Below are 23,802 nucleotides of genomic sequence, written 5' to 3'. Positions count from 1 at the left end.
GACGCGTGAAGAGGGCTGATAGCCCCTCCTTATGCCCTCGGGCGAAACCTGAACGGATTCCAGCTTTTGTAGAGCCGAGCCCACGCTCGACCGCGGATCTGTAGAGCCGAGCCCATGCTCGGCTGTTCCAGAAGCAGCCGAGCATGGGCTCGGCTCTACAATTGCGGAATGTCTTCCCCAACCCAACCCTCCCTGCGCCAGGTGGTGGCCGACGCCAGCGCCCGCCTGGGCGGCATCGACGCCCGCCACGAAGCCGAGCTGCTGCTGCTGCATGTGCTGGAGCGTCCACGCAGCTGGCTGTTCGCCCATGCGACCGATCCGCTGCCGGCAACGGCGCAGGCTGCCTTCGAGGCGCTGCTGGCGCGTCGCGCCGCCGGTGAGCCGGTGGCCTACCTGACCGGCCGGCGCGGGTTCTGGACGCTTGATCTGCGGGTCGATGCGGCGACCCTCATCCCGCGTCCGGAAACCGAACTGCTGGTGGAGCTGGCGCTGGAACGCCTGCCATCGGACCGCCCGCTGTCCGTGGTCGACCTCGGCACCGGCAGTGGTGCGATCGCCCTGGCCCTGGCCAGCGAGCGGCCGCTGGCACAGGTGCTGGCCACCGATGCCAGCCCCGGTGCACTGGCCATGGCTGCGCGCAATGCCGCCCACCATGAACTGCGCAACGTGCGTTTCGCTGAAGGTGGACAGGACTGGTACGCACCGCTGCAGGGCGCGCGCTTTGCACTGATTGCCAGCAATCCGCCCTACATCGCCAGCGAAGATCCGCATCTGCAGCAGGGCGACCTGAGGTTCGAGCCGGCCAGCGCGCTGGCGTCCGGCATCGACGGACTGGACGATATCCGCCGCATCGTTGCAGGCGCGCCCGAACACCTGCAGCCGGCGGGCTGGCTGCTGATCGAGCACGGCTGGGACCAGGGCGCGGCGATCCGCACGCTGTTCGATGCGGCCGGTTTCGCCGACGTGCAGACCCAGCAGGACCTTGAGCAGCGTGATCGGGTCACCCTCGGCCGGCGACCGGCCTAGAATGGGGGTTCTCCTGCCCCGGCAGGGCATCACCCTGGAGCTGCAAGCATGCGTACGCTGTACCCCGCCATCACCCCCTATGACGTCGGCACCCTGAAGGTCGACGACCGCCACACGCTGTACTTCGAGCAGTGCGGCAATCCGGATGGCAAGCCGGTGGTGATGCTGCACGGCGGTCCGGGCGGCGGTTGCAGCGACAAGATGCGCCAGTTCCATGACCCGGCGAAGTACCGCATCATCCTGTTCGACCAGCGCGGTGCCGGCCGTTCCACGCCGCATGCGGATCTGGTGGACAACACCACCTGGGACCTGGTGGCCGATATCGAGCGGCTGCGCGAGCATCTGAACGTCGACCGCTGGCAGGTGTTCGGCGGCAGCTGGGGGTCAACCCTGGCGCTGGCCTACGCCGAAACCCATCCGCAGCGCGTCACCGAACTGGTTCTGCGCGGCATCTTCATGCTCCGCCGCTGGGAGCTGGAGTGGTTCTACCAGGAAGGCGCCAACCGCCTGTTCCCCGATGCATGGGAGCACTATCTGAAGCCCATTCCGGTGGTTGAACGCCATGACCTGATCTCGGCGTTCCACCGTCGCCTGACCAGTGAAGACGAGGCGACCCGCCTGGAAGCAGCCAAGGCCTGGGCCGTGTGGGAGGGTGCGACCAGCTTCCTGCATGTGGATGACGACTTCATCAACAGCCACGAAGACCCGCATTTCGCGCTGGCCTTTGCCCGTATCGAGAACCACTACTTCGTCAATGGTGGCTTCTTCGAGGTGGAAGACCAGCTGCTGCGCGACGCGCACCGCATCGCCGACATCCCGGGCGTGATCGTGCATGGCCGCTACGACGTGGTGTGCCCGCTCGCCAATGCCTGGGACCTGACCAAGGTGTGGCCGAAGGCGAAGCTGGAAATCACCCCGGCATCGGGCCACTCCGCGTTCGAAGCGGAGAATGTCGACGCGCTGGTGCGCGCCACGGACAGCTTCGCGTAACCCGCCGGTAGCGCCGGGCCACGCCCGGCGGCATCGCGATCTGTTGCCGCGGTTTGATTCGCCGGGCATGGCCCGGTGCTACCAGTCCCCTGCAAGCAGCGCGTCGGCCAGCACCTGCAGCTTCGGCGAGTGCTGGCGCGAAGGTGGGTAGATCAAAGAGAGTTCGCGGCTGCGACCTTCATACGGTTGCAGCACGCGCAGCAGACGGCCGTCGGCCAAGGCGTCGGCCACGGCGAAATCCATTACCTGCACGATGCCGATGCCGGCGATGGCGGCTTCCACCAACGGGTCGCCGCTGTCGAACACCATCCGCGTCGGTGGCGTGAACTCGCGCAGCTGGCCGTCCTGAAGGAACTGCCAGTCCACCAGGCGGCCACTGCGCAGGTTGCGCACGGCCAGGCAGGCATGCCCCGCCAGTGCGGCCACATCGCCCGGTGCACCGCGCCGGGCAAGGTAGTCCGGGCTGGCGACGGTCACCCAGCGCAGCGGTCGCAGGGGCCGGGCGACGATGCGCTGGTCGGCGATGGTGCCAGTCCGCAGCGCGGCGTCGAACCCCTCTTCGACCAGGTCGACCAGGCGATCGCTGAGCACCGCTTCGACCTGCAGTTGTGAATGGCGCTCCAGCAGCGGCGCCAGCAGGGGCACCAGCACCTTGCGGCCGAACATCGACGGCGCACTGATCTTCAGCGTGCCCGACGGCGTGCAGGGGCGATCGGCAAGCTGCCGTTCCGCGTCCTCCAGTCCGCACAGCAGTGGCGCGACCTGTTCTACAAACTGGCGCCCATCCGGGGTCAATGCCACGTTACGCGTGTTCCGCTGCAGCAGCTTCACGCCCAGGTCCACCTCGAGCCGGCTGATCGCGCGCGACAGCCCGGATTGGCTCAGACCGAGCTGGCCGGCAGCGACGGTGAAGCTGCGTGCTTCGGCCACCTGCACCAGCATGCGCACCGCGTTGAGGTCCATCGATGATCCACTCATGCAGAAAATCATGACAGATATGGCGGGTGAGGGGTTTATTGATTTCGCTGCATCAATGAGACTGCGCTCCCCCCTTCAGTCCAGACCACCGATGCCTCCCCTCAAATACCCGCGCTGGGCACTGACCCTGCTGGCCACCGCCCAGCTGATCATCGCCCTGGATGCCACCATCATCTTTGTCGCGCTGCATGACATGGGCCGCGCGCTGCAGATCAACGCGCAGCAGCTGCAATGGGTGGTCAGTGCCTACACCGTGGCTTTCGGCGGCAGCCTGCTGCTGGGCGGGCGTGCCGCCGACCTGATCGGCCGCCGCCGCTTCTACCGCCTGGGCATGCTGTTGTTCGCGGTGGCATCGCTGCTCGGCGCGCTGGCGCCGAATGCGGGCCTGTTGATCATCGCGCGCGCAGCGCAGGGCATCGGTGCCGCGCTGCTGTTCCCGGCAACGCTGGCCCTGATCAACACGCTGTATGAAGAAGGCCCGGCCCGCAACCGCGCGCTGGCGATCTGGAGCATGGCCAGTGCAGTGGGTCTTGTCTTGGGTACGCTGCTCGGTGGCGTACTCACCCAGGCCTTCGGCTGGCCGGCGGTGCTGGCGGTGATCGTGCCGCTGGCCACCGCGTGCGCGCTTGCCGCCGGTGCGTGGCTGCCGCCCGATGCTTCGCGCCCGCAGGGCCGTTCGTTCGATCTGGCCGGCTGCATCACCGTGACCCTGGGTGGCAGCCTGCTGGTGACCACGCTGGTACAGGGCCCCGAATGGGGGTGGGCGGCGCCCGTCACGCTGGGCTGCCTGGTGCTGTCGATACTGATCCTGTTCGCGTTCGTGCAGATCGAGCTGCGCAGCCGCGATCCACTGATGCAGTTCGCGCTGCTGCGCCTGCCGGGCCTTCGTGCCGCCCTCGGCCTGACCTTCGCGTTCATGAGCAGCTACGGTGTGCAGTACTACTTCATGGCGCTGTACTTCCAGGACGGCTACGGCTGGAGTCCGCTGCAGGCCGGCCTGGCATTCCTGCCGGCCACGGCGGTGTGCACCGTGGGCATCCAGCTTGCCGAGTGGACGCTGCAGCGCTGGAGCGCGCGCAGAGTGCTTGTGATCGGCAACCTGGCCGGTGCCGTCGGCATCGCCTGGGTGGCGGCGGCACTGCCGCATGCCTCGAATTTCTGGCCATTGCTGCCGGGCGTGGTGGTGTTGAGCATCGGCCAGGGAATGACCTGGACCGCGATGTGGATCGTGGCGGGTCAGGGCGTGCCGGCGGCGCAGCAGGGCGTGGCGTCGGGCATGGCGGCCACCGCACAGCAGATCGGCGGTGCGCTGGGCCTGGCGGTACTGGTGATGGTGGCCAACGCCGACGTGGCAGCTGCCGGCTCTCCGGATGCGCTGACCGGGCTGGTGCGTGCGGAGTACGGCGCCGCAGTGTTTGCACTGCTCGGCGTGGTCATCGCGCTGGCCCTGCGCCCGGCGCCGGTCGCCCCGGCGGTCCCCGCCTGCCTGGCCAACGACGCATGATCGACCTGCAGGATGACCCGGTAGCGCCGGGCCATCCCCGGCGAGGCGCAACGCGACGGTGAATCCTCCAGTGCCGCCGGGCATGGCCCGGCGCTACCGGGCCCGGATGGCGTTACACCGATGCCAGCAGCCGTGGCTGCAACGCGCTGAAGATCCGCGCCAGCCGCTCGGCCCACGCCTGCTGCCCGGCCGCGTCGGCGATCAGGTCCTGACGGATCTCCAGTTCCACGTGCACCAGGCCGCGCCCTTCGCCGTGCACCGGTACCGCGTAGTCGCTGGTACTGCTTACCGAATACGGTTCGTTGTCACCGACCACCAGATCGCCTTCCTCGCGCAGTGCCTGCAGCAGGGCGTGGGCAAAGCGCGTGTCCTGGTGGTAGAGCACGCCGGCATGCCATGGCCGCAGCGTGCCGTTCATGGAGGGAGTGAAGCTGTGCATCATCACCAGCAGGGTCGGGCGGCCGGCTTCGCGGCGCGCATCCAGTTCCGCTTCGATGCGGGCGTGATAGGGCGCGTGGATCGCGTCGATGCGCTGCTGCCGTTGTGCGGCCGACAGGCCGGCGTTGCCCGGTACCACGGTGTGATCGCTTGCTTCCGGAATCAGGGTCGGCGATGCCAGCGGACGGTTGCAGTCGATCAGCAGGCGCGAATAGGTCTGCTCGATGGCCCAGGCATCCAGCCGTTCGGCCAATGCACGCGTGGTGCCGGCGATGCCGATGTCCCAGCCGATATGGCGGTCAAGTTCGCGCTGCGGCAGGCCGAGGCCGGCCAGTGCGCGCGGTACCTGCTGCCCGGCGTGATCGGCCAGCAGCAGGTACGGCGAAGCGCCCTGCGGCCGGTGGATGGTGTAGATCGCCGGGTCGTCAGCGCCCAGCAATGCCGGCAAGGTGTGCAGGTCGGCGTCAGCCACGCGGGCGCCCGTCCAGGTGATGTTCGATCATCCACAGCCCGGCCCAGAGCTTGGCATCGAGCTCGTAGCCTTCGCCCATCTTCTGCACCAGCCACGCGGCAGCCTGCTTGAGCGGGACCTCGTGCACCGTGATGTCCTCGCTGTCATCGCCGCCGCCTTCGCCGATCCGGCGCAGGCCGGTGGCGCGCACGAAGGCGATCTTCTCGCTGCTGGCGCCTGAGGAGGTCGGGCCGATCATCAGCACTTCGGCGTGCTCGGCGGTCCAGCCGGTCTCTTCTTCCAGTTCGCGTACCGCCGAGACTTCGATCGACTCGCCGGCATGGATGTCACCGACCAGCCCGGCCGGCATCTCGATGGTCGATGCCTGCAGGGGCACGCGGAACTGCTCGACGAACAGCACCTTGTCCTCGGGGGTGACGGCGATGATGATCGCCGCCAGGCCACCGGCGTGGGTGCGTTCGCTGTATTCCCAGGTGCCGCGTACCAGCATGCGCTGGTACTTGCCTTCATAGACGACACGCGGGGCTTCGGTATTGCGCTGGCTCATGCGGGCTCGCCGGAATTGGAAAAGGAGGGAGTGGGAAGCGGGTCGGCCATGCCGGCGGCGTTGAACAGCCGGCGGCGGGTCATCGGGCCGAAGCGCAGGGTCTGGCACAGGCCGCCGAGCAGCTCCGGGTCGGCCGTCTGCCGCAGCAGGCCGGGCTGGCAGCCTTCCAGCGGCGCGTCCAGCGCGATGGTGGTCAGCTGTCGCCAGAGCAGGGCATGCTCGCGCTGCTCGCGCAGGCGCACTGCCATCTGCGCTGCGCCGCGCAGGCGCAGGAAGGGCACTTCGTCCAGGCGCTCGTACAGCACATCCAGGCTGCCGAAGTGGGCCAGCAGGACCGCCGCGGACTTGCTGCCGACGCCGCTGATGCCGGGGATGTTGTCCACCGCATCGCCGCACAGTGCCAGGTAGTCGGCGATCTGGTGCGCATGCACGCCATGCCGCGCTTTCACCCCGGCCACGCTCCAGCGCTGGTTGCGCGCATAGTCCCACTGCTCGTCGTGGTCCAGCAGCAGCTGCGACAGGTCCTTGTCGGCGGAAATGATGACACCGCGGTGGCTGCCGCGGTGCACATGCAGAGCGCTGCCGATCAGGTCGTCGGCCTCGTAGTCGTGATGGGCAAGCACGGCCAGACCGAGCGCCGCGCACAGTGCCTTGCAATGCACGAACTGGCGCTTCAGCGCCTCCGGAGCCGGATCGCGGTTGGCCTTGTACGCCGGATACAGGCGATGGCGGAAGCCGCTGTCCAGCGCCTCGTCAAAGGCGATGGCGATGTGCTGCGGACGCTCGCGTTCGAGCAGGTCCAGCAGGAAGCGCGCGAAGCCGTGCACGGCATTGGTCGGCCAGCCCTGCGCATCCTGGAACTGGTCGGGCAGCGAGTGCCAGGCACGGAACACGTAGATGCTGGCGTCGACCAGGTACAGCGCCGGCGCCGGTGCCGGCAAGGTCATGCCGGTGGCGTCCAGTCGCGCAGCAGGGCGGCTGGATCCGGACGCTCGCGCTCGGGCACGTCGGCGCGGGCGGTGCCGATATGGATGAAACCGGCGATGCGCTCGCCGTCGGCCAGCCCCAGATGGGCGTGTACGGCCGGGTCGAACGCCATCCACGCCGTCAGCCACTGGGCGCCGAAGCCCAGCGCCTGTGCGGCCTGCAGCAGGGCGAAGCAGACGCATCCAGCGGTCATCAGCTGCTCCTGCTCGGGCACCTTCGGGTCGGGGCGGGGGCTGGCCACCACCACGATCACCAGCGGCGCATGGCTGAAACGCTGGCGATCCTTCTCGAACACGGCCTCGCCGGCAGTGGGATCGCGCTGCCGGCTGCGCTCGGCCAGGAACGCGCCCAGAGTGTGACGCGCATCGCCGGCAATCTTCAGGAACCGGAACGGCACCCGCTTGCCGTGGTCGGGCACCCGTACCGCCGAGGAGAGCATGCGCAGCAGGGTCTGCGGGTCCGGCCCGGGTTCCCCCAGCTGCCGCGAGGGCACCGAGCGGCGGGCATCGAGGGCAAGCAGGGCGGCGGGGTCGGGCATGGCGTCTGAACCGGTCATCACGGGCATTTGATTATAGTCGCGGTGGTCGATGACGCCGTGGCTGCGGCGTCTGTCCCCTCACTATCAAACTGTGATGAACATCATGCCACTGGCGGCAATCCGACGCCGGCTTCCTCTCGCCTCGCGGGCCTTGCACGGCTTACGATATCCCTCTTGCCGGGCCGTGGGTCACGAGGTTTGAAGTGAGGACTGTTTCACTGTCCGTGAGGGGCGGGCCGGCCTACCATCGACGTATCGGTACATGGGGTGTGCCGGTCGTCGCGATGTCCATGTTGTCTGTCGCACCAGAGAAGGTGGGGAGCCTTCCCGAATGATGAGCGCGCCCACACCGTTGGGAACGTCGGGTCGTGACCCGGCCCAGTTCCAGCTTGCCCGTGACGCCGTCCTGCCCGCGCTGTGCCAAGCCTTCGGGGCGGCACTGGCGCGCTTCGACGACGCCCTGTTCGACCGTGCCGGCAATGCCGGCGCCTCGCAGCTGCTGTTCCTTGATGCGATGCGCGAGCTGCGCCGGCGGCGCGAGGAGATAGCGGCGGCCTTTGCCGGCCATCTGCAACGCGCCTGGGCGGCTCTGGTTGCCGGAGAGCCACTGTCGGCGGATGCGACCCTGTCCGGCCCGGCCGAGGATGGCCTGAGCCTGCTGGCCGAGCACGTGCTCGAATCGCGGCTGGCGGTGCGCAACTTCGCCACGGTGCTGCTGCGTGATTTCAAGCCGGTTCTGGCGCGGCTGGACCGCCGCCTGGGCTGGCTGGCCGGCGATGTGCCGCTGGATGCCGACCTGAACCCGATCAGCCCGGAACATCTGGGCGTGGCCATCCACGAGGCCTTCGCCGGCTGCGAACTGGCGCCGGAAGTCCACCTGGTGCTGATCAAGCTGTGCGAGCGCGACCTGCGCGCGCCGGTCGGCCGCATCTACGACAAGCTGGACGAGCAGCTCGCGGCGGCCGGCGTGATGTCGCAGATGGGCGCGGTGCGCCGCACCCCGGCGGCACCGGGCCCGCGTTCACCGCAGGGGCTGGACGATCTGGTCGAACAGCGCCCGGTGCCGGGGTTCGACAGCGATTTCAGCGATGACGAGCAGGCCGCACCGGCGTGGGCGCAGCGCTTCGCCGCGCGCTGGTCCGAGCGCCGCGGCCACCTTCAGCAGGCCGGTGGGGACGGTCCCGGCGCCGCCGGCAGCGAGGCCTATGGCCAGCAGGGGATGCTGCTGGAAGCGCTGCAGGAACTGCTGCAGCAGACGCGCCACGTGCGTGAGGACGCAACATCGGCCGCGCAGGTGGCCGTGGGCCAGCAGCGCCCGTTGAGCCAGCGCGAGATGATGTCGGTGCTGTCGCTGCTGCAGGCGACCCCCAGCGCCACGCTGCGTGCGGCGATCGGTGAGGATGGTGAGTCGCTCGCGCAGCGCCTGAAGAGCGAGGTGTTGTCCAGCGCCACCCGGCTGGGCGTCGACCCGGGCCAGACCCGCCTGGATCCGCAGGACGAGGACGCGATCGACCTGGTCGGCATGCTGTTCGACGTCATGCTGGATGAACGCGAACTGGAGGGTCGCTCGCGCGAACTGATCGGCCGCCTGGTGGTGCCCTTCGTCAAGGTCGCCATGCTCGACCGCCGCATGTTCGTGCAGAAGACCCATCCGGCGCGCAAGCTGCTCAATTCGTTGGCCGAGGCCTGCGAAGGCAACACCGGCGAGAGCCAGGCCGAGCGCATGCTGATGGCCAAGGTGGAAGAGATCATCGAGCGCCTGGTCGCCGAGTTCAACGAGAACCTGGCCATCTTCCTCACCCTGGAAGAGGAGTTCCGCGACTTCCTGGTGCAGCACCGTCGCCGCGTCGAGATTGCCGAGCGGCGCGCAGCGGAAACGCAGCGCGGCCAGGAAAAGCTGGAAATGGCCCGCACGCGCGCGGCCACCGAGCTGGATCGCCGCATAGGCGATGCCACCCTGCCACCGGCCATCGCCGAGTTCCTGCGCCAGCCGTGGCAGCACCACCTGACCCTGGCGCTGCTGCGCGAGGGCGAAGACGGTGCATCGGTCGCCGAAGCCCTGGCCCTGGGCGATGGCCTGCTGGAGGAAGTGGCCGAAGCGCGCCGGCAGATCATCGGCAAGCCCTGGCTGCAAGCCTGGCAGCCGGTGCTGGCCAAGGTGTTCGCCAGTGTCGGCGTACACGGCGATGCGGCAACCTCGGCCATCGATGCACTGCATGACACCCTGCAGGGCATCGCCGAGTCACGGCCGGAGCTGGAACGTGCGCTGCCGGAGCTGCCGCAGGTTGTCCTGCCCATGCCGCCGGTTGCGGACTCGCCGACGGTCGAACTGGGCAGCCAGGTGGATACCGACGATTTCGACAATGCCGATGCCGATCGCTTCCGCCGGATGGAGATCGGCAGTTGGCTGGACTTCGTCGACAAGGACGGCAAGGTGCAGGCCGGCAAGCTGTCCTGGGTGAGCCCGATTTCTTCCCGGCTGCTGTTCGTCAACCGGCGTGGCGTGCGCTTCTGCGTGGCTTCGCCGGAGGAACTGGCGGTGATGGTGCGGCTGGGCCGCCTGCGTGCGCATGTCGACGATGGCGCCTTCGACAGCGCCATGCAGGGCGTGATCGACCGCCTCGACCCGGGCAACGCCACCCTGCACTGAGCGGGAGCCGCCTGCTAGGATCGGGAAAACTCACCGATCAGCGGGGACCTGCATGGCCGTGGCGTTGCTGGGGATCAAGGAGACCGCGCCGGGCGAACGGCGCGTAGCGTTGACGCCGGAGACCGCGCGCAAGCTCGCCGCACTGGGCGTCACCGTCTGGTACGAAACCGGTGCGGGCGAGGCCGCCGGTTTTCCCGACGCCGCCTATCAGGACGCGGGCGCACGTGCATTCGATGACGGTCGCTGGGGCGAGATCGACATTCTTCTATGCGTGCAGGCGCCGCCGGCGCAGGTGCTGGCCCGGCTCAAGCCCGGCGCAGCCGTGGTCGGCCTGCTGACGCCGGCCAGCGATCCGACACTGGCGGCGCTGGCCAGCGAGGACCGCCTGCTGCTGTTCCCGCTGCAGCTGTTGCCGCGCACCACCCGTGCGCAGGCGATGGATGTGCTCAGTTCGCAGGCCGGCATGGCGGGCTACAAGGCTGCGCTCATCGCAGCCGAGCGTGCACCGCGCTTCTTCCCGATGCTGACCACCGCGGCCGGTACCGTGCGTCCGGCCAAGGTGCTGGTGATCGGCGCCGGCGTTGCAGGATTGCAGGCGATCGCTACTGCGCGCCGCCTCGGCGCCCAGGTGGAAGGATTCGATGTGCGGCCGGAAACGCGCGAGCAGATCCAGTCGCTGGGCGCACGCTTCCTCGACCTGGGCGTCAGCGCGGCCGGCGAGGGCGGCTACGCGCGGGCGCTGACCGAGGAAGAACGGGCCGAGCAGCAGCGGCGGCTGGCCGACCATCTGCGCAGCGTCGATGTAGTGATCTGTACCGCAGCCGTGCCGGGCCGTCCGGCACCGACCATCGTCACTGCGGCGATGGTGGAAGGCATGGCGGCGGGCAGTGTGATCGTCGATCTGGCGGCCGAGAGCGGCGGCAACTGCGCGCTGACCCAGCCGGGGCAGTGCATCGAACACCAGGGCGTGACCATCGATGGACCGCTGGGCCTGGCCAGCCGGGGTGCGACCCAGGCCAGCGAGATGTATGCGCGCAACCTGCTCAACTTCGTTGCCCTGTTCGTACGCGAAGGGCAGCTGAGCTTCGACTGGGAAGACGAACTGCTGGCAAAGACGCGCTGGCAGGCGTGAATGACATGGGGTCAGATCCCTTTGCCTCTGGCAAAGGGATCTGACCCCTGTATCCCGAAGGCTTACCGCGGCTTTGCCGGTGGCGGGTTGTCCCGCACCCAGTCGCGACGCTCCTCCGGCGTCATCCGGGACCAGCGATCGCGCAGGGCGTCGCGCTGGGCAGGGGGCAGCTGGCGCATCTGCCCGAACAGTGCGCGTGCCTGTTCACGCTGTTCCGGGCTCATGTGCTCGAACCGGCGCAGGCCACGGCGGGCCTTGTCGCGCTCTTCCGGGCTCATGGACTGCCAGCGTTGGCCATGGGCCAGCATGCGCTGGCGCTGACCGGCATCGGCGCCGTTCCAGCGGTCGCGCAGCGGGGCCAGCACCGCCTCGCGCTGGGCGGGGCTGAGCTGATCCCAGGCAGGCAGTGGAGCACCGGGAGCGGGCGGCGCGGGCGCATGGGTCTGCGCCAGCACCGGTGCTGCAGGCAGCAGCGCCAGGGCGATCAGCAGGGGCAGGGAGAGATGTCGCAGCATGATTCACTCCATCGCCAGGTCGGTGTCGCCCAGCCACAGGTACAGATCGGGATTCTCGTCGTACAGCGCGCTGTTGTCTTCCACTGCGGCAACGGTCGGTACCGGCGCTGGCCGCGTCGGCACGTCCGGACCGGTGAACTGCACGCCGATGCCCAGCGCCACCACCAGCGAGCAGGCGCTGGCCAGCCACCAACGCCAGCGCCCACGATGGGCTGCATGGGCGCCCTGGCGGGCCTGGCGCAGGCGCGACAGCGTTGCCGGCGACAGCGCCCGCAGAGAATGCGCATGCAGGCGCCGCAAGGCGTCATCCGAGGGCAGGGAGCGGTTCACGGGGGGTTCTCCAGATAATCCTGCAGCGCCTGCCGGGCGCGTGCGAGATGGGTCTTTACCGCGCCTTCGCTGCAGCCCATGGCGCGGGCGGTGGTGGCGCCGTCCAGATCCTGCAGCACGCGTAGGGTGAACGCTTCGCGCTGGCGGGCGGGCAGCGTACGCAGCGCCTGCACCAGCTGCTGGTACTGCTGGTGCTGCTCGTGCGCCTGCGCCGGGGTAGGGCCGGGGTCGGCCCAGTCGATGTCGGCACCGTCGGCATCCTGGTTGTCGCGCCAGAACGGGAGGCGGAAGCGGCGTCGGCGCTGCAGGTCGATCACCCGCCGGCGCAGGATGCTCCAGAACAGGGGCGCCCATTCGCTGGCGGGCTTGTCGGCATAGTCCAGCATGCGCAGCAGGGCATCCTGCACGGCGTCCAGGGCATCCTCGCGCTGGCGCAGGCCGGCCTCGGCGAAGCGGAACGCGCGCGGGCCGATGCTCGCCAGGAACGCTTCCAGCGACGCTGGCAGGGCATCGGTGTCGGCGGTCGGGGGGACGGGGCTGCTCACCAGCACAGGGTACGGTTCCTTGCTCGGGGTCACCATCGACAACGCGTGAGCGCGGCCCCGGTTGACGAGGATGCGCGCCGGGTTCAGCCCATGGTTATGATGGGCCGACGAAGACAGAGCGGGAGCGTTGCTGATGAGTGACGGGTTCGTGGCGCTGTACATCTTCATGCTGGCCGCCATCGCCGGCCACGTGATCATTTCGCGGGTGCCGGTGATCCTGCACACCCCGCTGATGTCGGGTTCCAATTTCATCCACGGCATCGTGCTGATCGGCGCGATGGTGGTGCTCGGCCACGCACAGACGCCGCTGGAAAAGGCCTTGGGCTTCATCGCCGTGGTGCTCGGTGCCGGTAACGCCGCCGGCGGCTACGTGGTCACCGCGCGCATGCTGGAGATGTTCAGGCCGAGCGCGCCGCGGGCAGGCAAGGACGAACCGAAGGAGCCGCAGGCTTGAACATCAGCACCGTCGAACTGCTCGATTGGCTGGTCAAGGCCAGCTACCTGGTGGCCGCCACGCTGTTCCTGCTCGGCCTGCAGCGGATGGCCTCGCCGCTGACCGCGCGCAGCGGCATCCGCTGGGCCGGGCTGGGCATGCTGCTGGCCACCGCGGCCACCTTCTTCCTGCCCGAGCTGCACAACGTGCCGCTTATCCTGGTCGCGCTGCTGCTGGGTGCCGGCCTGGCCTGGTGGTCGGCCGGCAAGGTCGCGGTCACCGACATGCCGCAGATGGTGGCGCTGTACAACGGCATGGGTGGTGGTTCGGCGGCGGCGATCGGTGCGGTCGAACTGCTGCGCTACGCCTTCCTGGCCCATCGCGATACCACCCATTGGAGCGAACAGGCGCTGGCCGACCTTGCCGCACGCCAGCCTTCCACCACCGTGCTGCTGCTGGCGGTGGTCGGCGCCGCGATCGGCGCGGTGTCGCTGTCCGGCTCCGTGATCGCCTGGGCCAAACTGGATGGTCGCCTCGACAAGCGGGTCATCTGGCCAGGGCAGCAGGCGTTGAACCTGGGGGTGGCGCTGGCGGTGGTGGTGCTGGCCATCGTCGCGGCCAGCACGCTCAGCACCTGGGCGATCATCGCCTTCTTCGTGCTGGCACTGGCGCTGGGCGTGCTGATGACGCTGCCGATCGGTGGCGCCGACATGCCGGTGGTGATCTCGCTGTACAACGCATTCACCGGCCTGGCGGTGTCCTTCGAGGGCTACGTGCTGGGCAACGAGGCCTTGATCATCGCCGGCATGATGGTCGGCGCGGCGGGCATCCTGCTGACCCGCCTGATGGCCAAGGCGATGAACCGGCCGATCCGCAACGTGCTGTTCTCCAATTTCGGTGGCGGTGCAGGCGGAGAGGCACAGGCGATCACTGGCGCGCAGAAGCCGATCGAGGCGGCCGATGTGGCGGCAATGATGGCTTTCGCCGAGCGCGTGGTGATCGTGCCCGGTTACGGCATGGCCGTGGCCCAGGCCCAGCACAAGATCTGGGAACTGGCACAGCGGTTGGGGCAGCGCGGGGTCAAGGTGAAGTTCGCCATCCATCCGGTCGCCGGGCGCATGCCCGGGCACATGAACGTGCTGCTGGCCGAGGCCGGTGTGCCGTACGACCTGATCGCCGACATGGACGACATCAATCCCGAGTTCACCAGCACCGATGTGGTGCTGGTGATCGGCGCCAACGACGTGGTCAATCCGGTCGCACGTAACGATCCGGCCAGTCCGATCTACGGCATGCCGGTGCTGGACGTGATCAACGCTCGCAACGTGGTGGTGATCAAGCGCGGTCGCGGGACCGGCTTTGCCGGGATCGAGAATGCGCTGTTCTACGCCGACAACACGCGCATGTTGTACGGGGACGGCGCTGAGGCGGCGGCGTCGCTGGTCAGCGAGCTGAAGGCGCTCGACGGCGGTCATTGAGCCGTAGCGGCAGCGCCGGGCATGGCCCGGCGCTACCCGAATCGGTGCGATCAGCGCGCCAGCCAGGCGCCGACGGCCACGCCGATCGCCAGCCACAGCCATTCCATCGCGCCATTGGCCAGGTTGATCAGCGTCCAGGCCAGATGCGGGCCCATGCGCAGCGAGGCGTCCCAGGGGTTGAGCCCCATCGAGCCGCCCATCCAGGCGCTGGCGATCGCCCAGTTCGCCACCGCCGCCACCAGCAGCGTGCCGGCCACCACCAGGGCCACGCGAAGACGGCCGGGACCGAGTGTGCCCAGACGCAGCATGAACACCAGTTCCAGAGCGGTCAGCACTGCCATCCAGCCGACCTGGCGGCCGGTCATCAGGGCCAGCAGCATCCAGGCGAGGGGAGCAACAACCAGGCCCAGCAGCAGCATGAAGGGCCAGAGCCAGGTCACGGTCCTGGCACGCGCGGCATTGGAGGACATCGAAGCTTCCTGAAAGTCACCCACAGGATACTGTGGTTTGCCGCGGTGCACCGGCGGGCGCAGGACGGCTGGGCTAGAATGCCGTCTTGCGTGGCCATGGCCACGGCCCCATATCGGTCCCCATGTATTCCCGTAGCAGCGAACCTGTCCACTTCGAACGCGATTGCGAGGCCGTGATGGTCCCGCAGGGCGACACCGTGACCCTGCCCGCCGGCAGCTATGGGTACATCACCCAGGCGTTGGGCGGCAGCTATTCGGTATTTGTCGAAGGCAACCTGTTCCGCATCGCCGGCAAGGATGGCGACGCCATCGGCAAGGAAGCACCCGCGCCGCTGGAGCTGCCGGCCGACGCCACCGACGAACAGGTGGAGCAACTGGTATGGCAGCAGCTTCGCACCTGCTTCGATCCGGAAATTCCGGTGAACATCGTCGAACTGGGCCTCGTCTACGAGGTCGAGATCAAGCATCTGGACGAGGGCCAGCGCGAGATCGACGTGAAGATGACCCTGACCGCGCCCGCGTGCGGCATGGGTGACATCCTGGTCGACGACGTGCGCAGCAAGCTGGAAATGATCCCGACGGTGGCCGAGGCCGACGTCGAGCTGGTGTTCGATCCGCCATGGAACCAGCACATGATGTCCGAGGCGGCCCGTCTCGAGACCGGCATGCTTTGACCCAGGGCCCGCAGTGACGCGGGCCCGGCACTACCCGCAACCAGAACAGGAATCCTCCGGTGTCCCAGTCCATCCCCAGCTTCGCCGTCACCCGTTCGGACCACCCGCGCAGCGCTGAAGAGCGCGCCACGATCCTGGAGAAGCCGGGTTTCGGCCTGCACTTCACCGACCACATGGTGGAAGTGCGGTGGGACAAGGACACCGGCTGGCACAACGCCAACGTGCGTGCCTATGGCCCGTTGCAGCTGGACCCGGCAGCGGCCGTGCTGCATTACGGCCAGGAGATCTTCGAGGGCATCAAGGCCTACCGCCACGCCGACGGCTCGATCTGGACCTTCCGTCCGGATGCCAACGGCCGTCGCCTGCAGCGCTCTGCGCAGCGCCTGGCGCTGCCGGAACTGCCGGTGGAGATCTTCGTCGAGTCGCTGAAACAGCTGATCGCCGTGGACAGCGCCTGGGTGCCGTCGGCGGATGAGTCCAGCCTGTACTTCCGCCCGTTCATGATTGGCGACGAGGCCTTCCTCGGCGTGCGTGGCGCGCACAAGGCCGGCTATTACGTCATCGCCAGCCCGGCCGGTCCGTACTTCGCCAAGGGCGTGGCACCGGTGTCGATCTGGCTGTCTACCGAATATGCGCGTGCGGCCAAGGGCGGCACCGGCGCGGCCAAGTGCGGTGGCAATTACGCCGCCTCGCTGCTGCCGCAGCAGAAGGCCCAGGCGCAGGGCTGCTCGCAGGTGCTGTTCCTCGACCCGGTCGAGGGCAAGTACCTGGAGGAACTGGGCGGCATGAACGTCTTCCTGGTCTACAAGGACGGCACCCTGGTCACGCCGCAGCTGTCGGGCAGCATCCTGGAAGGCATCACCCGCGAGAGCATCCTGCAGCTGGCCCGCGACCGCGGCATGAAGGTCGAGGAGCGCAAGGTCAGCATCGACGAGTGGAAGGACGGCGTTGCATCCGGTGCGATCAGCGAGGTGTTCGCCTGCGGCACCGCTGCGGTGGTGACTCCGATCGGCCAGCTCAAGGGCGAAGGCTTCTCGGTGGGCGACCTCAACGCGCCGGCCGGCGAAGTGACCATGTCGCTGCGCAAGGAACTGACCGACATCCAGTACGGCCGCCTCCCGGACCGTCACAACTGGCTGGTCAGGCTGGGCTGATCCTCCCGCCAGGCTGTAGCGCCGGGCCAATGCCCGGCGGCGCTGTTCCCCGAAGGCCCGTCCCCGCGACGGGCCTTCGTCGTTTACAGGGAAGGCCGGCCGCCGATGTCGGCAAAGTCATCGGTGGACAGGACATCTGCCCAGTCAGGTTCGTGCGCGTGGCGCGAAAGTTCCTTCATCTTCACAAACCCTCGACCCGGAAAGTCTCAGATCGAACATTTCATGTTCCTGAAAAGACACTGAAAATATTGTGGTGTCCGGTTTGGGCCATTAGCGTCATCGGCACGGCGGATCGTAAGGGGGATCCGCTGGCTCGCCGGACTCCGGACCTCGCCAACGCAAGCCAGCCCATGGTTCGGGCCGGTGTTTCTGCCGATTCCGGCATTCACACCACTAGAAAGGGAAATACGATGTCCCAGGTAACGCAACCGCGTGTGCGTCGAGTGTGGGTGGTCCTTGGTGCTTCCGTTCTTTCATCGCTGCTGCTGGCCACGCCTGCGCTGGCCGGTGATGTCCAGCTCAGCGGGCTGCAGTCCGCGCCGACGCACCAGCGTTTCATCGTCAAGTATCGCGACGGCAGTGCGCCGGTGGCCAACACCACCGCCCTGGCATCGTCGCTGAAGACAGCGGCTGCGGGCCTTGCCAGCAGCCAGGGCCGCGCGCTGGGCCTGCAGCAGGTCCGCAAGCTGGCCGTCGGCCCAACCCTGGTCAGGACCGATCGTCCGCTGGACCAGGCCGAATCCGAGCTGCTGATGCGCAAGCTCGCTGCCGACCCCAACGTCGAATACGTGGAAGTCGACCAGATCATGCGCGCGACGCTGACGCCGAACGACACCCGCTTCAGCGAACAGTGGGGGTTCGGTACGTCCAACGCCTCGATCAACGTGCGCCCGGCCTGGGACAAGGCCACCGGCACCGGCGTGGTCGTCGCGGTGATCGACACCGGCATCACCAACCACCCCGATCTGAACGCCAACATCCTGCCCGGCTATGACTTCATCAGCGACGCGGCAATGGCACGCGACGGCGGTGGCCGCGACAGCAATCCCAACGACGAGGGTGACTGGTACGCCGCCAACGAATGTGGCGCAGGCTACCCGGCCTCCAACTCCAGCTGGCACGGCACCCACGTTGCCGGCACCGTCGCAGCGGTGACCAACAACAGCACCGGCGTGGCGGGTACTGCCTTCAATGCCAAGGTCGTGCCGGTGCGCGTGCTCGGCAAGTGCGGTGGCTACACCTCCGACATCGCCGACGCCATCGTGTGGGCTTCCGGCGGCAGTGTCAGCGGCGTGCCGGCCAATGCCAATCCGGCCGAGGTCATCAACCTCTCGCTGGGTGGTGGCGGCAGCTGCTCGACCACCTACCAGAACGCGATCAACGGCGCCGTCGGCCGTGGCACCACGGTGGTGGTGGCCGCAGGCAACAGCAACACCAACGTGTCTTCATCGGTACCGGCCAACTGCCCGAACGTGATCGCGGTGGCGGCCACCACGTCGGCGGGCGCACGTGCCAGCTTCTCCAACTACGGCACGGGCATCGACATCTCCGCGCCGGGCCAGGGGATCCTGTCCACTCTCAACACCGGCACCACCACGCCGGGCAGCGCCAGCTATGCCTCGTACAACGGCACCTCGATGGCAGCACCGCACGTGGCCGGCGTGGTCGCGCTGATGCAGTCGGTCGCACCGAGCCCGCTGAGCCCGGCCCAGGTGGAAAGCATCATCAAGAGCACCGCTCGGCCGCTGCCGGGTGCCTGTTCGGGTGGCTGTGGCGCCGGCATCATCGACGCCGATGCTGCAGTGGCGGCAGCGATCAATGGCGGTGGCAACCCGAACCCGGGCGGCACCGTGCTGCAGAACAACGTACCGGTGAGCGGACTGGGTGCCGCATCGGGCGCTTCGCTGAATTACACCGTCAATGTCCCGTCCGGCAGCAGCCAGCTGCGGGTGACGATCAGCGGCGGCAGCGGTGATGCCGACCTGTACCTGCGGCAGGGCAGCGCGCCGACCGATACCGCCTACACGTGCCGTCCGTACCTGAGCGGCAACAGCGAAACCTGCGCGGTCAACAGCCCCGCTGCCGGTACCTGGTACGTACGGGTGAAGGCCTACAGCACCTTCTCGGGCGTGACCCTCAACGCCCAGTACTGAGCCCAAGACCCTCTCCTAGGGCACGCCCTGGCTTCGGCCGGGGCGTTTTCGCATGGGGCCGCGCGGTGGTGCGTGCCGCCGCGTCGTGGTGCGTGCCGACCTTGGTCGGCACTCCGTTCCTCAAACCGATTCGAAGCGGTTTGCGGCAACGTTCTTGCGCACGTGCTGCGGGTCGAAAATCCGCCCGTTCATCGCGATGTAGACGCCGGCCGGCAGCGACTGTACCGCGCCGATCGCGCAGCCGATGTTGAACTCCGCGTCCGAACCGCGGAAACGTGCCGGACTGAGCGCGCCGGTCATCACGATGGTCTTGTCCGCGATCGTCGCCAGCACCTTGCCGGTCTGCACCATCGAATCGGTGCCATGGGTCACCAGCACATGCCGGGTCGGCTGCGCCGCGATGGTGGCCCGGATCAGCTCGCGGTCCTCATCGTTGATGTGCAGCGAGTCCTTGCGCAGGATCGGAATCACGTTGAAGCGGAACGTCACCCCCAGCTCGCGCAGGATCATGCCGATCTGCGGATCGCCGATCTGGTAGTCCGACTTGTCGTCGAAGTAGATCTTGTCGATCGTGCCACCGGTGGTGACGACCAGGAGCTCTTCCATCATGTGCATGCGCGAAACCAGGACAGGTGCAGCGGCGCGGGGCCGGGAACGCAGATGATACGGCCCGGGAGGCGCAGCGTCAGCGTCGCCTGCCGAAGCGCGCACGCAGGCCCGGCAGGCTGGCGGCGAAGATCACGGTCAGTGCCAGGGCAATCTCGAGCAAGGCCAGCCAGCGCGTTTCCGGGTGGCTCCAGGCGCTCATCACGCCATGGCTGAACCAGCCCAGCGCCAGCACGGAGGCCCAGAACCCTGCCTTGCGCCAGCCCAGGCGCAGGGCGATGGCCAGTGCAAGCGGTGGGGCGGTGAACACCAGCTGGGTGGCCAGCCAGTGCTTGTCGTTGATGAACCAGCCTGCAAACAGCGCGGCCAGACCCATCAGGGCCAGCAGCAGAACCGTACGCGGCGCGGCGTTCATCGGGCCAGCCGCTGCGCGATATCGGCGACGCGACGGCCCAGCGCCCGCGCCAGCACCGCCTCATCATCGGTCGGCTGCGGGTCGTCGGCCGCTCCCGCCACATGGCTGGCGCCGTAGGGCGTGCCGCCGCTGGTGGTGTGGCTCAAACCCGGTTCGGTGAATGGAATGCCGACGATCAGGCAGCCGTGATGCAGCAACGGCACCTGCATGGTCAGCAGGGTCGATTCCTGCCCGCCGTGCATTGATGCGGTCGAGGTGAACACGCCGGCGGGCTTGCCCGCAAGCGTGCCATTGACCCATTCAGCACCGAGTCCATCGAGGAAGTGCTTGACCGGCGCGGCCATGTTGCCGAACCGCGTCGGACTGCCCAGCAGCAGCCCCTGGCAGTCGGCCAGATCCTGCACGCTCACGTAGGGGGCGCCATCGTCGGGCACCGGCGGCTGTGCGGTCTGGGTCACGGCCGCCACCGGCGGCACCGTGCGCAGCCGCGCCACCATTCCCGGCACCTCGCCGATTCCCCGCGCGATCTGGCGCGCCAGCCGTGCCACCGAGCCACCGCGGCTGTAGTAAAGCACCAGGATCTCGCCCATCGTGCCCAGGTCTCCTCATCGTGTGGACGCCAGTATGGCTATCCTGCGTGCATTCCGCATCGGGTACCCTTGCGCCGATGGAACCTCTGGATACGCTCAACCTATGGATGGAACGCGCGCGCGATCGTGCGCGTGCCGCCAGCTTCGGCCGCTTCCTGTGGCACCGCTTTCTCGATGACCGCCTGTTCCAGGCGGCCGCCGCACTGGCCTACACCACGGTATTCGCCCTGGTTCCGCTGGCGATCGTGGTGTTCGGCGTGCTTTCGGCCTTCCCGGTCTTCGACCGCTGGAGCGACCAGCTCAGCGACTATGTATTCTCCAACTTCGTGCCCAATGCCGCACGCGCCGCCGAAGGCTACCTGCGGCAGTTCTCGGCCAGCGCTGGCCAGCTCACCGCGGCCGGCTTCATCGCCCTGGTCGTCTCGCTGCTGATCACCCTCAACAGCGTGGAAGAGACGTTCAACAAGATCTGGCGGGTCGGATCGACCCGGCCCAAGCTGACCCGCTTCCTGGTCTACTGGACCGTGCTGACCCTGGGCGCGATGCTTGCCGCCGCCTCGCTGGCAGTGTCGGCACGGGTACTGGCAATGCCGCTGTTCGGGACCCAGGAGGGGCGCTGGCTGGCCGACCTGTCGCTGCGGCTGGCACCGGTGCTGATCGAATTCGTCTGCATCAGCCTGATGTTCCGGGTCGTGCCGCACCATACGGTGAAATGGCGGCACGCCGTCCCCGGCGCGATCCTGGCGGCGGTGATCCTGGAGCTGGTGAAGTGGGGCATCGGTGCCTACCTGGGCAGTTTCCAGTCCTACCAGAAGCTCTATGGCACGGTCGCGTTCGTGCCGATCCTGCTGCTGTGGATCTATCTGTGCTGGGTGGCGGTGCTGCTTGGCGCATCGCTGGCATCGTCGATGGCGGCGTTCCGCTACCAGCCGGTCGAGCTGCGCCTGCCGCAGGGCTATGAATTCTATGGGCTGCTGCGCCTGCTCGGCCGCTTCCACCAGGCGCGTGCCCGGGGCAGGGGGCTGGCCGATGACGAGATCCTGCGGCTGGAGCCGATGCTGACCGACTCGCTGCTGCAGGACCTGGCCTGCAAACTGGAGGCCATCGGCCTGCTGCGCCGCGACGAGCGGGGTGAATGGCTGCTCGCGCGCGACCTGGACCAGGTCAGTCTGGCCGATCTGTACGAATGCACCCAACTGCGCATCCCGGTGGCGGAGCAGCATCTGCCCTACCGCGAAGACAGCCTGGGCCAGGCCGCGCTGGCGGCGCTGGATGAACTGCGCCTGCCTCTGCGTGAGCGCCTCAAGCGTCGCGTCAGCGATATCTATCCCGATTCCGGAGACACCCCATGACCCGCACGACTCCGCTGCTGCTGGCAGTTCCATTGGCCGTGGCGCTTGCCCTGGCGGCCTGCAAGCCTGCGCAGGACGCGACCCCGGCCAGCAGCCAGCCACCGGCCCAGGCTCCCGCACCGGCGGCACCGCCTGCGGCCGAGGACACGCCGGCCGAGCGTGTCACGGCCGAGTTCCCCACGTTGAAGATGAAGGCCGTCGATGGCAGCGATTACGACCTGGCGGCCCATCGGGGCAAGTGGGTGGTGGTGAATTTCTGGGCCACGTGGTGCGCACCATGCCGCAAGGAGATGCCGGAGTTGTCCGCGCTGCACGCCATGCGCAGCAACATCGAAGTGGTCGGCCTGGCCTATGAGGACATCGAGGTGCCGGAGATGCAGTCGTTCCTGACCAAGCATCCGGTGACCTATCCGATCGTGATCGTCGATCCGTTCGATCCGCCGGCGGACTTCGCTACGCCGCGGGGGCTGCCGCTGACGCATCTGATCGATCCGCAGGGCCGGGTGGCGCACAGCTTCCTAGGCCCGGTTACGGCGGCCGACATCGAGAAGCAGATCGCGGCTGCGAAGTAGTGGGTGTGCCGGCAGGGCCTGCGGCCCTGCACCCGCTACGCGCAACAGCAACAGCAACAGCAGACATACCGTGGGGTGGCGGGGCGGTGTCGGAGTGCGGGGACGCCGCAAGTACGTCCCTGTAGGCTTGGCAGCCGCATCCATGCGGCTGACACCCCGCACTCCGACACCGCCCCACCTCTGACAGATATCTGCAATCTGATAGATCGACGCCATGCGTGGATCTACTGAAGCTCGCAGGAAACTGTCGAAGGCGGGGTGGGTCCGGTTGCGGGGGTGTCCGCGGCATGGATGCCGCGGCCAAGCCCCCATGGATGGGTTTACGGCGTCCCCCGCAACCGGGCCCACCCCGCCATCCCTCAGGAAACCTGCTTCTGCTTCTGCCGTTGCTCGTAGCGGGTGCAGGGCCGCAGGCCCTGCAGACAACCCCTACTCCTCGACCGGGAAGTCCTCGATCGGCTTCAGCACATCGTAGTGCTCGCGATGCAGCTTGCCCTTCAGCTTCGGCAGCTCCGGCAGAGGCGCGTCCACGCGGGTGTCGGGCAACCGGTCCAGCAGGTTGCGTACCAGGGTCAGCCTGCCCAGCCGCTGGTCGTTGAAGTCCACCAGGGTCCACGGCGCGCCTTCGCGATGGGTGGCACGCAGCATGGCCTCCCGTGCTTCGGTATAGGCGCTGTACTTGCTGCGCGATTTCAGGTCGACCGGTGACAGCTTCCAGCCCTTGAGGGGATCGATATGGCGCTCGGCGAAGCGCTTCTCCTGCTGCTCCTGGTCCACGCACAGCCAGTACTTGAACAACAGGATGCCGTCATCCACCAGCAGCTGCTCGAACACCGGGGCCTGGCGCAGGAACTGCTGGTACTCGCTCTCGCTGCAGTAGCCCATGACCCGCTCGACACCTGCGCGGTTGTACCAGCTTCGATCCATCAGCACGATCTCACCCGCCGCCGGAAGGTGCCCGACGTAGCGCTGGAAGTACCACTGTGTCGCCTCGCGGTCGGTCGGCTTGGGCAGCGCCACCACCCGGCATTGGCGCGGATTGAGGTGCTGGCTGATGGCCTGGATCGCGCCGCCCTTGCCGGCGGTGTCGCGGCCTTCGAACAGCACCAGCAGCCGCTGCCCGCTGTGCTGTACCCAGCGGGCCATCGCGGTCAGTTCCAGCTGCAACGGCAGCAGCAGTTCGTCGTAGTCCTTGCGTTTGAGCTTGCCCATCGTCATGCCGCGCGGAAAGGAGGGCCCAGCCTAGCGCAGCG

At 68.0% G+C, this 23,802-nt stretch carries 25 protein-coding genes; 12 read left to right on the top strand and 13 right to left on the bottom strand.

Annotation, left to right across the window (positions count from 1 at the left end; all coding sequences use genetic code 11):
- The first annotated feature begins 168 nt into the window (after window positions 1-168).
- A complete protein-coding gene (gene prmC, locus AC5P76_RS16820; protein ID WP_253119349.1) occupies window positions 169-1,026 on the top strand; it encodes a peptide chain release factor N(5)-glutamine methyltransferase in 858 nt (285 codons plus the stop codon).
- A gap of 48 nt (window positions 1,027-1,074) precedes the next feature.
- Window positions 1,075-2,016, top strand: a complete 942-nt coding sequence (pip, locus tag AC5P76_RS16815) for a prolyl aminopeptidase (RefSeq protein ID WP_065175985.1) — start codon at window positions 1,075-1,077, stop codon at window positions 2,014-2,016.
- Window positions 2,017-2,094: 78 nt separating this feature from the next.
- Here pip and AC5P76_RS16810 read toward each other — a convergent pair whose 3' ends face one another.
- Window positions 2,095-2,979: a LysR family transcriptional regulator gene (locus AC5P76_RS16810; RefSeq protein ID WP_065182851.1), complete on the bottom strand. Its 885-nt coding sequence runs from the start codon at window positions 2,977-2,979 to the stop codon at window positions 2,095-2,097.
- Between the two features lie 106 nt (window positions 2,980-3,085).
- Between AC5P76_RS16810 and AC5P76_RS16805 the strand changes: the two genes are divergently transcribed.
- Complete coding sequence (locus tag AC5P76_RS16805; protein WP_253119346.1) at window positions 3,086-4,498, top strand: MFS transporter; 1,413 nt, start codon at window positions 3,086-3,088, stop codon at window positions 4,496-4,498.
- Between the two features lie 112 nt (window positions 4,499-4,610).
- Here AC5P76_RS16805 and AC5P76_RS16800 read toward each other — a convergent pair whose 3' ends face one another.
- Genes AC5P76_RS16800 through AC5P76_RS16785 form a run of 4 tightly spaced genes read right to left on the bottom strand, consistent with a single transcriptional unit; the run spans window position 4,611 to window position 7,480 of the window.
- On the bottom strand, window positions 4,611-5,408 hold the full coding sequence (locus tag AC5P76_RS16800; protein WP_065182853.1) for an N-formylglutamate amidohydrolase: 798 nt from the start codon (window positions 5,406-5,408) through the stop codon (window positions 4,611-4,613).
- Window positions 5,401-5,955, bottom strand: coding sequence for an NUDIX hydrolase (locus AC5P76_RS16795; protein WP_053519128.1), 555 nt, complete (start codon window positions 5,953-5,955; stop codon window positions 5,401-5,403). The genes AC5P76_RS16800 and AC5P76_RS16795 overlap by 8 nt, the downstream gene beginning before the upstream one ends.
- Entirely contained in the window at window positions 5,952-6,902 is a 951-nt protein-coding gene (locus AC5P76_RS16790) for a 5'-3' exonuclease (protein WP_065175990.1), read from the bottom strand. Before AC5P76_RS16790 ends, AC5P76_RS16795 begins: the two co-directional genes overlap by 4 nt.
- A complete protein-coding gene (locus AC5P76_RS16785; protein ID WP_065176012.1) occupies window positions 6,899-7,480 on the bottom strand; it encodes a nitroreductase family protein in 582 nt (193 codons plus the stop codon). Before AC5P76_RS16785 ends, AC5P76_RS16790 begins: the two co-directional genes overlap by 4 nt.
- Before the next feature lie 331 nt (window positions 7,481-7,811).
- Here AC5P76_RS16785 and pacR point away from each other — a divergent pair, with 331 nt between their 5' ends.
- Together pacR and AC5P76_RS16775 are read left to right on the top strand one after the other, a co-directional pair.
- Window positions 7,812-10,130 (top strand): PacR family protein, encoded by a 2,319-nt coding sequence (gene pacR / locus AC5P76_RS16780; protein WP_053519132.1) that lies wholly within the window; start codon window positions 7,812-7,814, stop codon window positions 10,128-10,130.
- A gap of 52 nt (window positions 10,131-10,182) precedes the next feature.
- Window positions 10,183-11,262, top strand: coding sequence for an NAD(P) transhydrogenase subunit alpha (locus tag AC5P76_RS16775; RefSeq protein ID WP_111186078.1), 1,080 nt, complete (start codon window positions 10,183-10,185; stop codon window positions 11,260-11,262).
- A 62-nt stretch (window positions 11,263-11,324) separates the two neighbouring features.
- Here the strand turns inward: AC5P76_RS16775 and AC5P76_RS16770 are convergent, their stop codons facing one another.
- Genes AC5P76_RS16770 through AC5P76_RS16760 form a run of 3 tightly spaced genes read right to left on the bottom strand, consistent with a single transcriptional unit; the run spans window position 11,325 to window position 12,688 of the window.
- Entirely contained in the window at window positions 11,325-11,777 is a 453-nt protein-coding gene (locus tag AC5P76_RS16770; RefSeq protein ID WP_053519136.1) for a DUF3106 domain-containing protein, read from the bottom strand.
- A gap of 3 nt (window positions 11,778-11,780) precedes the next feature.
- Window positions 11,781-12,107 (bottom strand): hypothetical protein, encoded by a 327-nt coding sequence (locus AC5P76_RS16765; RefSeq protein ID WP_193396237.1) that lies wholly within the window; start codon window positions 12,105-12,107, stop codon window positions 11,781-11,783.
- Window positions 12,104-12,688 carry an RNA polymerase sigma factor gene (locus AC5P76_RS16760; protein ID WP_081279792.1) on the bottom strand — a complete coding sequence of 195 codons (585 nt, stop codon included), beginning with the start codon at window positions 12,686-12,688 and terminating at the stop codon, window positions 12,104-12,106. The genes AC5P76_RS16765 and AC5P76_RS16760 overlap by 4 nt, the downstream gene beginning before the upstream one ends.
- Window positions 12,689-12,785: 97 nt before the next feature.
- On the opposite strand from AC5P76_RS16760, the gene AC5P76_RS16755 reads away from it, so the two are divergent.
- Both AC5P76_RS16755 and AC5P76_RS16750 read left to right on the top strand, forming a co-directional pair.
- Window positions 12,786-13,106, top strand: a complete 321-nt coding sequence (locus tag AC5P76_RS16755) for an NAD(P) transhydrogenase subunit alpha part 2 (protein WP_053519142.1) — start codon at window positions 12,786-12,788, stop codon at window positions 13,104-13,106.
- The gene (locus AC5P76_RS16750) at window positions 13,103-14,563 is read left to right on the top strand and encodes an NAD(P)(+) transhydrogenase (Re/Si-specific) subunit beta (RefSeq protein ID WP_253119344.1); all 1,461 of its coding nucleotides are present in this window, start codon (window positions 13,103-13,105) and stop codon (window positions 14,561-14,563) included. The genes AC5P76_RS16755 and AC5P76_RS16750 overlap by 4 nt, the downstream gene beginning before the upstream one ends.
- 50 nt (window positions 14,564-14,613) lie before the next feature.
- Here AC5P76_RS16750 and AC5P76_RS16745 read toward each other — a convergent pair whose 3' ends face one another.
- A complete protein-coding gene (locus tag AC5P76_RS16745; RefSeq protein WP_053519146.1) occupies window positions 14,614-15,033 on the bottom strand; it encodes a hypothetical protein in 420 nt (139 codons plus the stop codon).
- 122 nt (window positions 15,034-15,155) lie between these two features.
- On the opposite strand from AC5P76_RS16745, the gene sufT reads away from it, so the two are divergent.
- The 3 genes from sufT to AC5P76_RS16730 all read left to right on the top strand — a co-directional run bounded on the left by sufT (window position 15,156) and on the right by AC5P76_RS16730 (window position 19,014).
- Window positions 15,156-15,707, top strand: a complete 552-nt coding sequence (gene sufT, locus AC5P76_RS16740) for a putative Fe-S cluster assembly protein SufT (RefSeq protein ID WP_004144911.1) — start codon at window positions 15,156-15,158, stop codon at window positions 15,705-15,707.
- 59 nt (window positions 15,708-15,766) lie between these two features.
- Window positions 15,767-16,861 carry a branched-chain amino acid aminotransferase gene (locus tag AC5P76_RS16735; RefSeq protein WP_053519148.1) on the top strand — a complete coding sequence of 365 codons (1,095 nt, stop codon included), beginning with the start codon at window positions 15,767-15,769 and terminating at the stop codon, window positions 16,859-16,861.
- 410 nt (window positions 16,862-17,271) lie between these two features.
- Window positions 17,272-19,014, top strand: a complete 1,743-nt coding sequence (locus AC5P76_RS16730) for a S8 family peptidase (RefSeq protein WP_253119341.1) — start codon at window positions 17,272-17,274, stop codon at window positions 19,012-19,014.
- A 120-nt stretch (window positions 19,015-19,134) separates the two neighbouring features.
- Here the strand turns inward: AC5P76_RS16730 and AC5P76_RS16725 are convergent, their stop codons facing one another.
- From AC5P76_RS16725 to wrbA, 3 genes are all read right to left on the bottom strand, one after another.
- Window positions 19,135-19,620 carry an asparaginase domain-containing protein gene (locus tag AC5P76_RS16725; protein WP_053519164.1) on the bottom strand — a complete coding sequence of 162 codons (486 nt, stop codon included), beginning with the start codon at window positions 19,618-19,620 and terminating at the stop codon, window positions 19,135-19,137.
- Between the two features lie 79 nt (window positions 19,621-19,699).
- Window positions 19,700-20,035, bottom strand: a complete 336-nt coding sequence (locus tag AC5P76_RS16720) for a DUF2069 domain-containing protein (protein ID WP_065175995.1) — start codon at window positions 20,033-20,035, stop codon at window positions 19,700-19,702.
- Entirely contained in the window at window positions 20,032-20,625 is a 594-nt protein-coding gene (gene wrbA / locus AC5P76_RS16715; RefSeq protein ID WP_053519154.1) for an NAD(P)H:quinone oxidoreductase, read from the bottom strand. The genes AC5P76_RS16720 and wrbA overlap by 4 nt, the downstream gene beginning before the upstream one ends.
- Window positions 20,626-20,702: 77 nt before the next feature.
- On the opposite strand from wrbA, the gene AC5P76_RS16710 reads away from it, so the two are divergent.
- Together AC5P76_RS16710 and AC5P76_RS16705 are read left to right on the top strand one after the other, a co-directional pair.
- The gene (locus tag AC5P76_RS16710) at window positions 20,703-21,977 is read left to right on the top strand and encodes a YihY family inner membrane protein (protein ID WP_053519156.1); all 1,275 of its coding nucleotides are present in this window, start codon (window positions 20,703-20,705) and stop codon (window positions 21,975-21,977) included.
- Window positions 21,974-22,549, top strand: a complete 576-nt coding sequence (locus AC5P76_RS16705) for a TlpA family protein disulfide reductase (protein WP_253119338.1) — start codon at window positions 21,974-21,976, stop codon at window positions 22,547-22,549. Before AC5P76_RS16710 ends, AC5P76_RS16705 begins: the two co-directional genes overlap by 4 nt.
- Window positions 22,550-22,978: 429 nt before the next feature.
- On the opposite strand, the gene ppk2 is transcribed toward AC5P76_RS16705, so the two are convergent.
- Window positions 22,979-23,761 (bottom strand): polyphosphate kinase 2, encoded by a 783-nt coding sequence (ppk2, locus tag AC5P76_RS16700; RefSeq protein WP_053520281.1) that lies wholly within the window; start codon window positions 23,759-23,761, stop codon window positions 22,979-22,981.
- Between the last annotated feature and the right edge of the window lie 41 nt (window positions 23,762-23,802).

The organism is Stenotrophomonas sp. YJH_SMC_36 (assembly GCF_059369935.1).
This window is presented reverse-complemented; position numbering and strand designations above follow the sequence as displayed.

Bases quoted from the DNA above. Each gene is read 5' to 3' on its own strand.
- AC5P76_RS16710 (WP_053519156.1), top strand. From the start codon at position 20,703: ATGGAACCTCTGGATACGCTCAACCTATGGATGGAACGCGCGCGCGAT.
- AC5P76_RS16775 (WP_111186078.1), top strand. From the start codon at position 10,183: ATGGCCGTGGCGTTGCTGGGGATCAAGGAGACCGCGCCGGGCGAACGG.
- sufT (WP_004144911.1), top strand. From the start codon at position 15,156: ATGTATTCCCGTAGCAGCGAACCTGTCCACTTCGAACGCGATTGCGAG.
- AC5P76_RS16790 (WP_065175990.1), bottom strand. From the start codon at position 6,902: ATGACCTTGCCGGCACCGGCGCCGGCGCTGTACCTGGTCGACGCCAGC.
- wrbA (WP_053519154.1), bottom strand. From the start codon at position 20,625: ATGGGCGAGATCCTGGTGCTTTACTACAGCCGCGGTGGCTCGGTGGCA.
- AC5P76_RS16720 (WP_065175995.1), bottom strand. From the start codon at position 20,035: ATGAACGCCGCGCCGCGTACGGTTCTGCTGCTGGCCCTGATGGGTCTG.
- pacR (WP_053519132.1), top strand. From the start codon at position 7,812: ATGATGAGCGCGCCCACACCGTTGGGAACGTCGGGTCGTGACCCGGCC.
- AC5P76_RS16760 (WP_081279792.1), bottom strand. From the start codon at position 12,688: ATGGTGACCCCGAGCAAGGAACCGTACCCTGTGCTGGTGAGCAGCCCC.
- AC5P76_RS16745 (WP_053519146.1), bottom strand. From the start codon at position 15,033: ATGTCCTCCAATGCCGCGCGTGCCAGGACCGTGACCTGGCTCTGGCCC.
- AC5P76_RS16810 (WP_065182851.1), bottom strand. From the start codon at position 2,979: ATGGACCTCAACGCGGTGCGCATGCTGGTGCAGGTGGCCGAAGCACGC.
- AC5P76_RS16730 (WP_253119341.1), top strand. From the start codon at position 17,272: ATGTCCCAGGTAACGCAACCGCGTGTGCGTCGAGTGTGGGTGGTCCTT.
- prmC (WP_253119349.1), top strand. From the start codon at position 169: ATGTCTTCCCCAACCCAACCCTCCCTGCGCCAGGTGGTGGCCGACGCC.
- AC5P76_RS16705 (WP_253119338.1), top strand. From the start codon at position 21,974: ATGACCCGCACGACTCCGCTGCTGCTGGCAGTTCCATTGGCCGTGGCG.
- AC5P76_RS16785 (WP_065176012.1), bottom strand. From the start codon at position 7,480: ATGCCCGACCCCGCCGCCCTGCTTGCCCTCGATGCCCGCCGCTCGGTG.
- AC5P76_RS16805 (WP_253119346.1), top strand. From the start codon at position 3,086: ATGCCTCCCCTCAAATACCCGCGCTGGGCACTGACCCTGCTGGCCACC.
- AC5P76_RS16770 (WP_053519136.1), bottom strand. From the start codon at position 11,777: ATGCTGCGACATCTCTCCCTGCCCCTGCTGATCGCCCTGGCGCTGCTG.
- AC5P76_RS16725 (WP_053519164.1), bottom strand. From the start codon at position 19,620: ATGGAAGAGCTCCTGGTCGTCACCACCGGTGGCACGATCGACAAGATC.
- AC5P76_RS16795 (WP_053519128.1), bottom strand. From the start codon at position 5,955: ATGAGCCAGCGCAATACCGAAGCCCCGCGTGTCGTCTATGAAGGCAAG.
- AC5P76_RS16755 (WP_053519142.1), top strand. From the start codon at position 12,786: ATGAGTGACGGGTTCGTGGCGCTGTACATCTTCATGCTGGCCGCCATC.
- pip (WP_065175985.1), top strand. From the start codon at position 1,075: ATGCGTACGCTGTACCCCGCCATCACCCCCTATGACGTCGGCACCCTG.
- ppk2 (WP_053520281.1), bottom strand. From the start codon at position 23,761: ATGGGCAAGCTCAAACGCAAGGACTACGACGAACTGCTGCTGCCGTTG.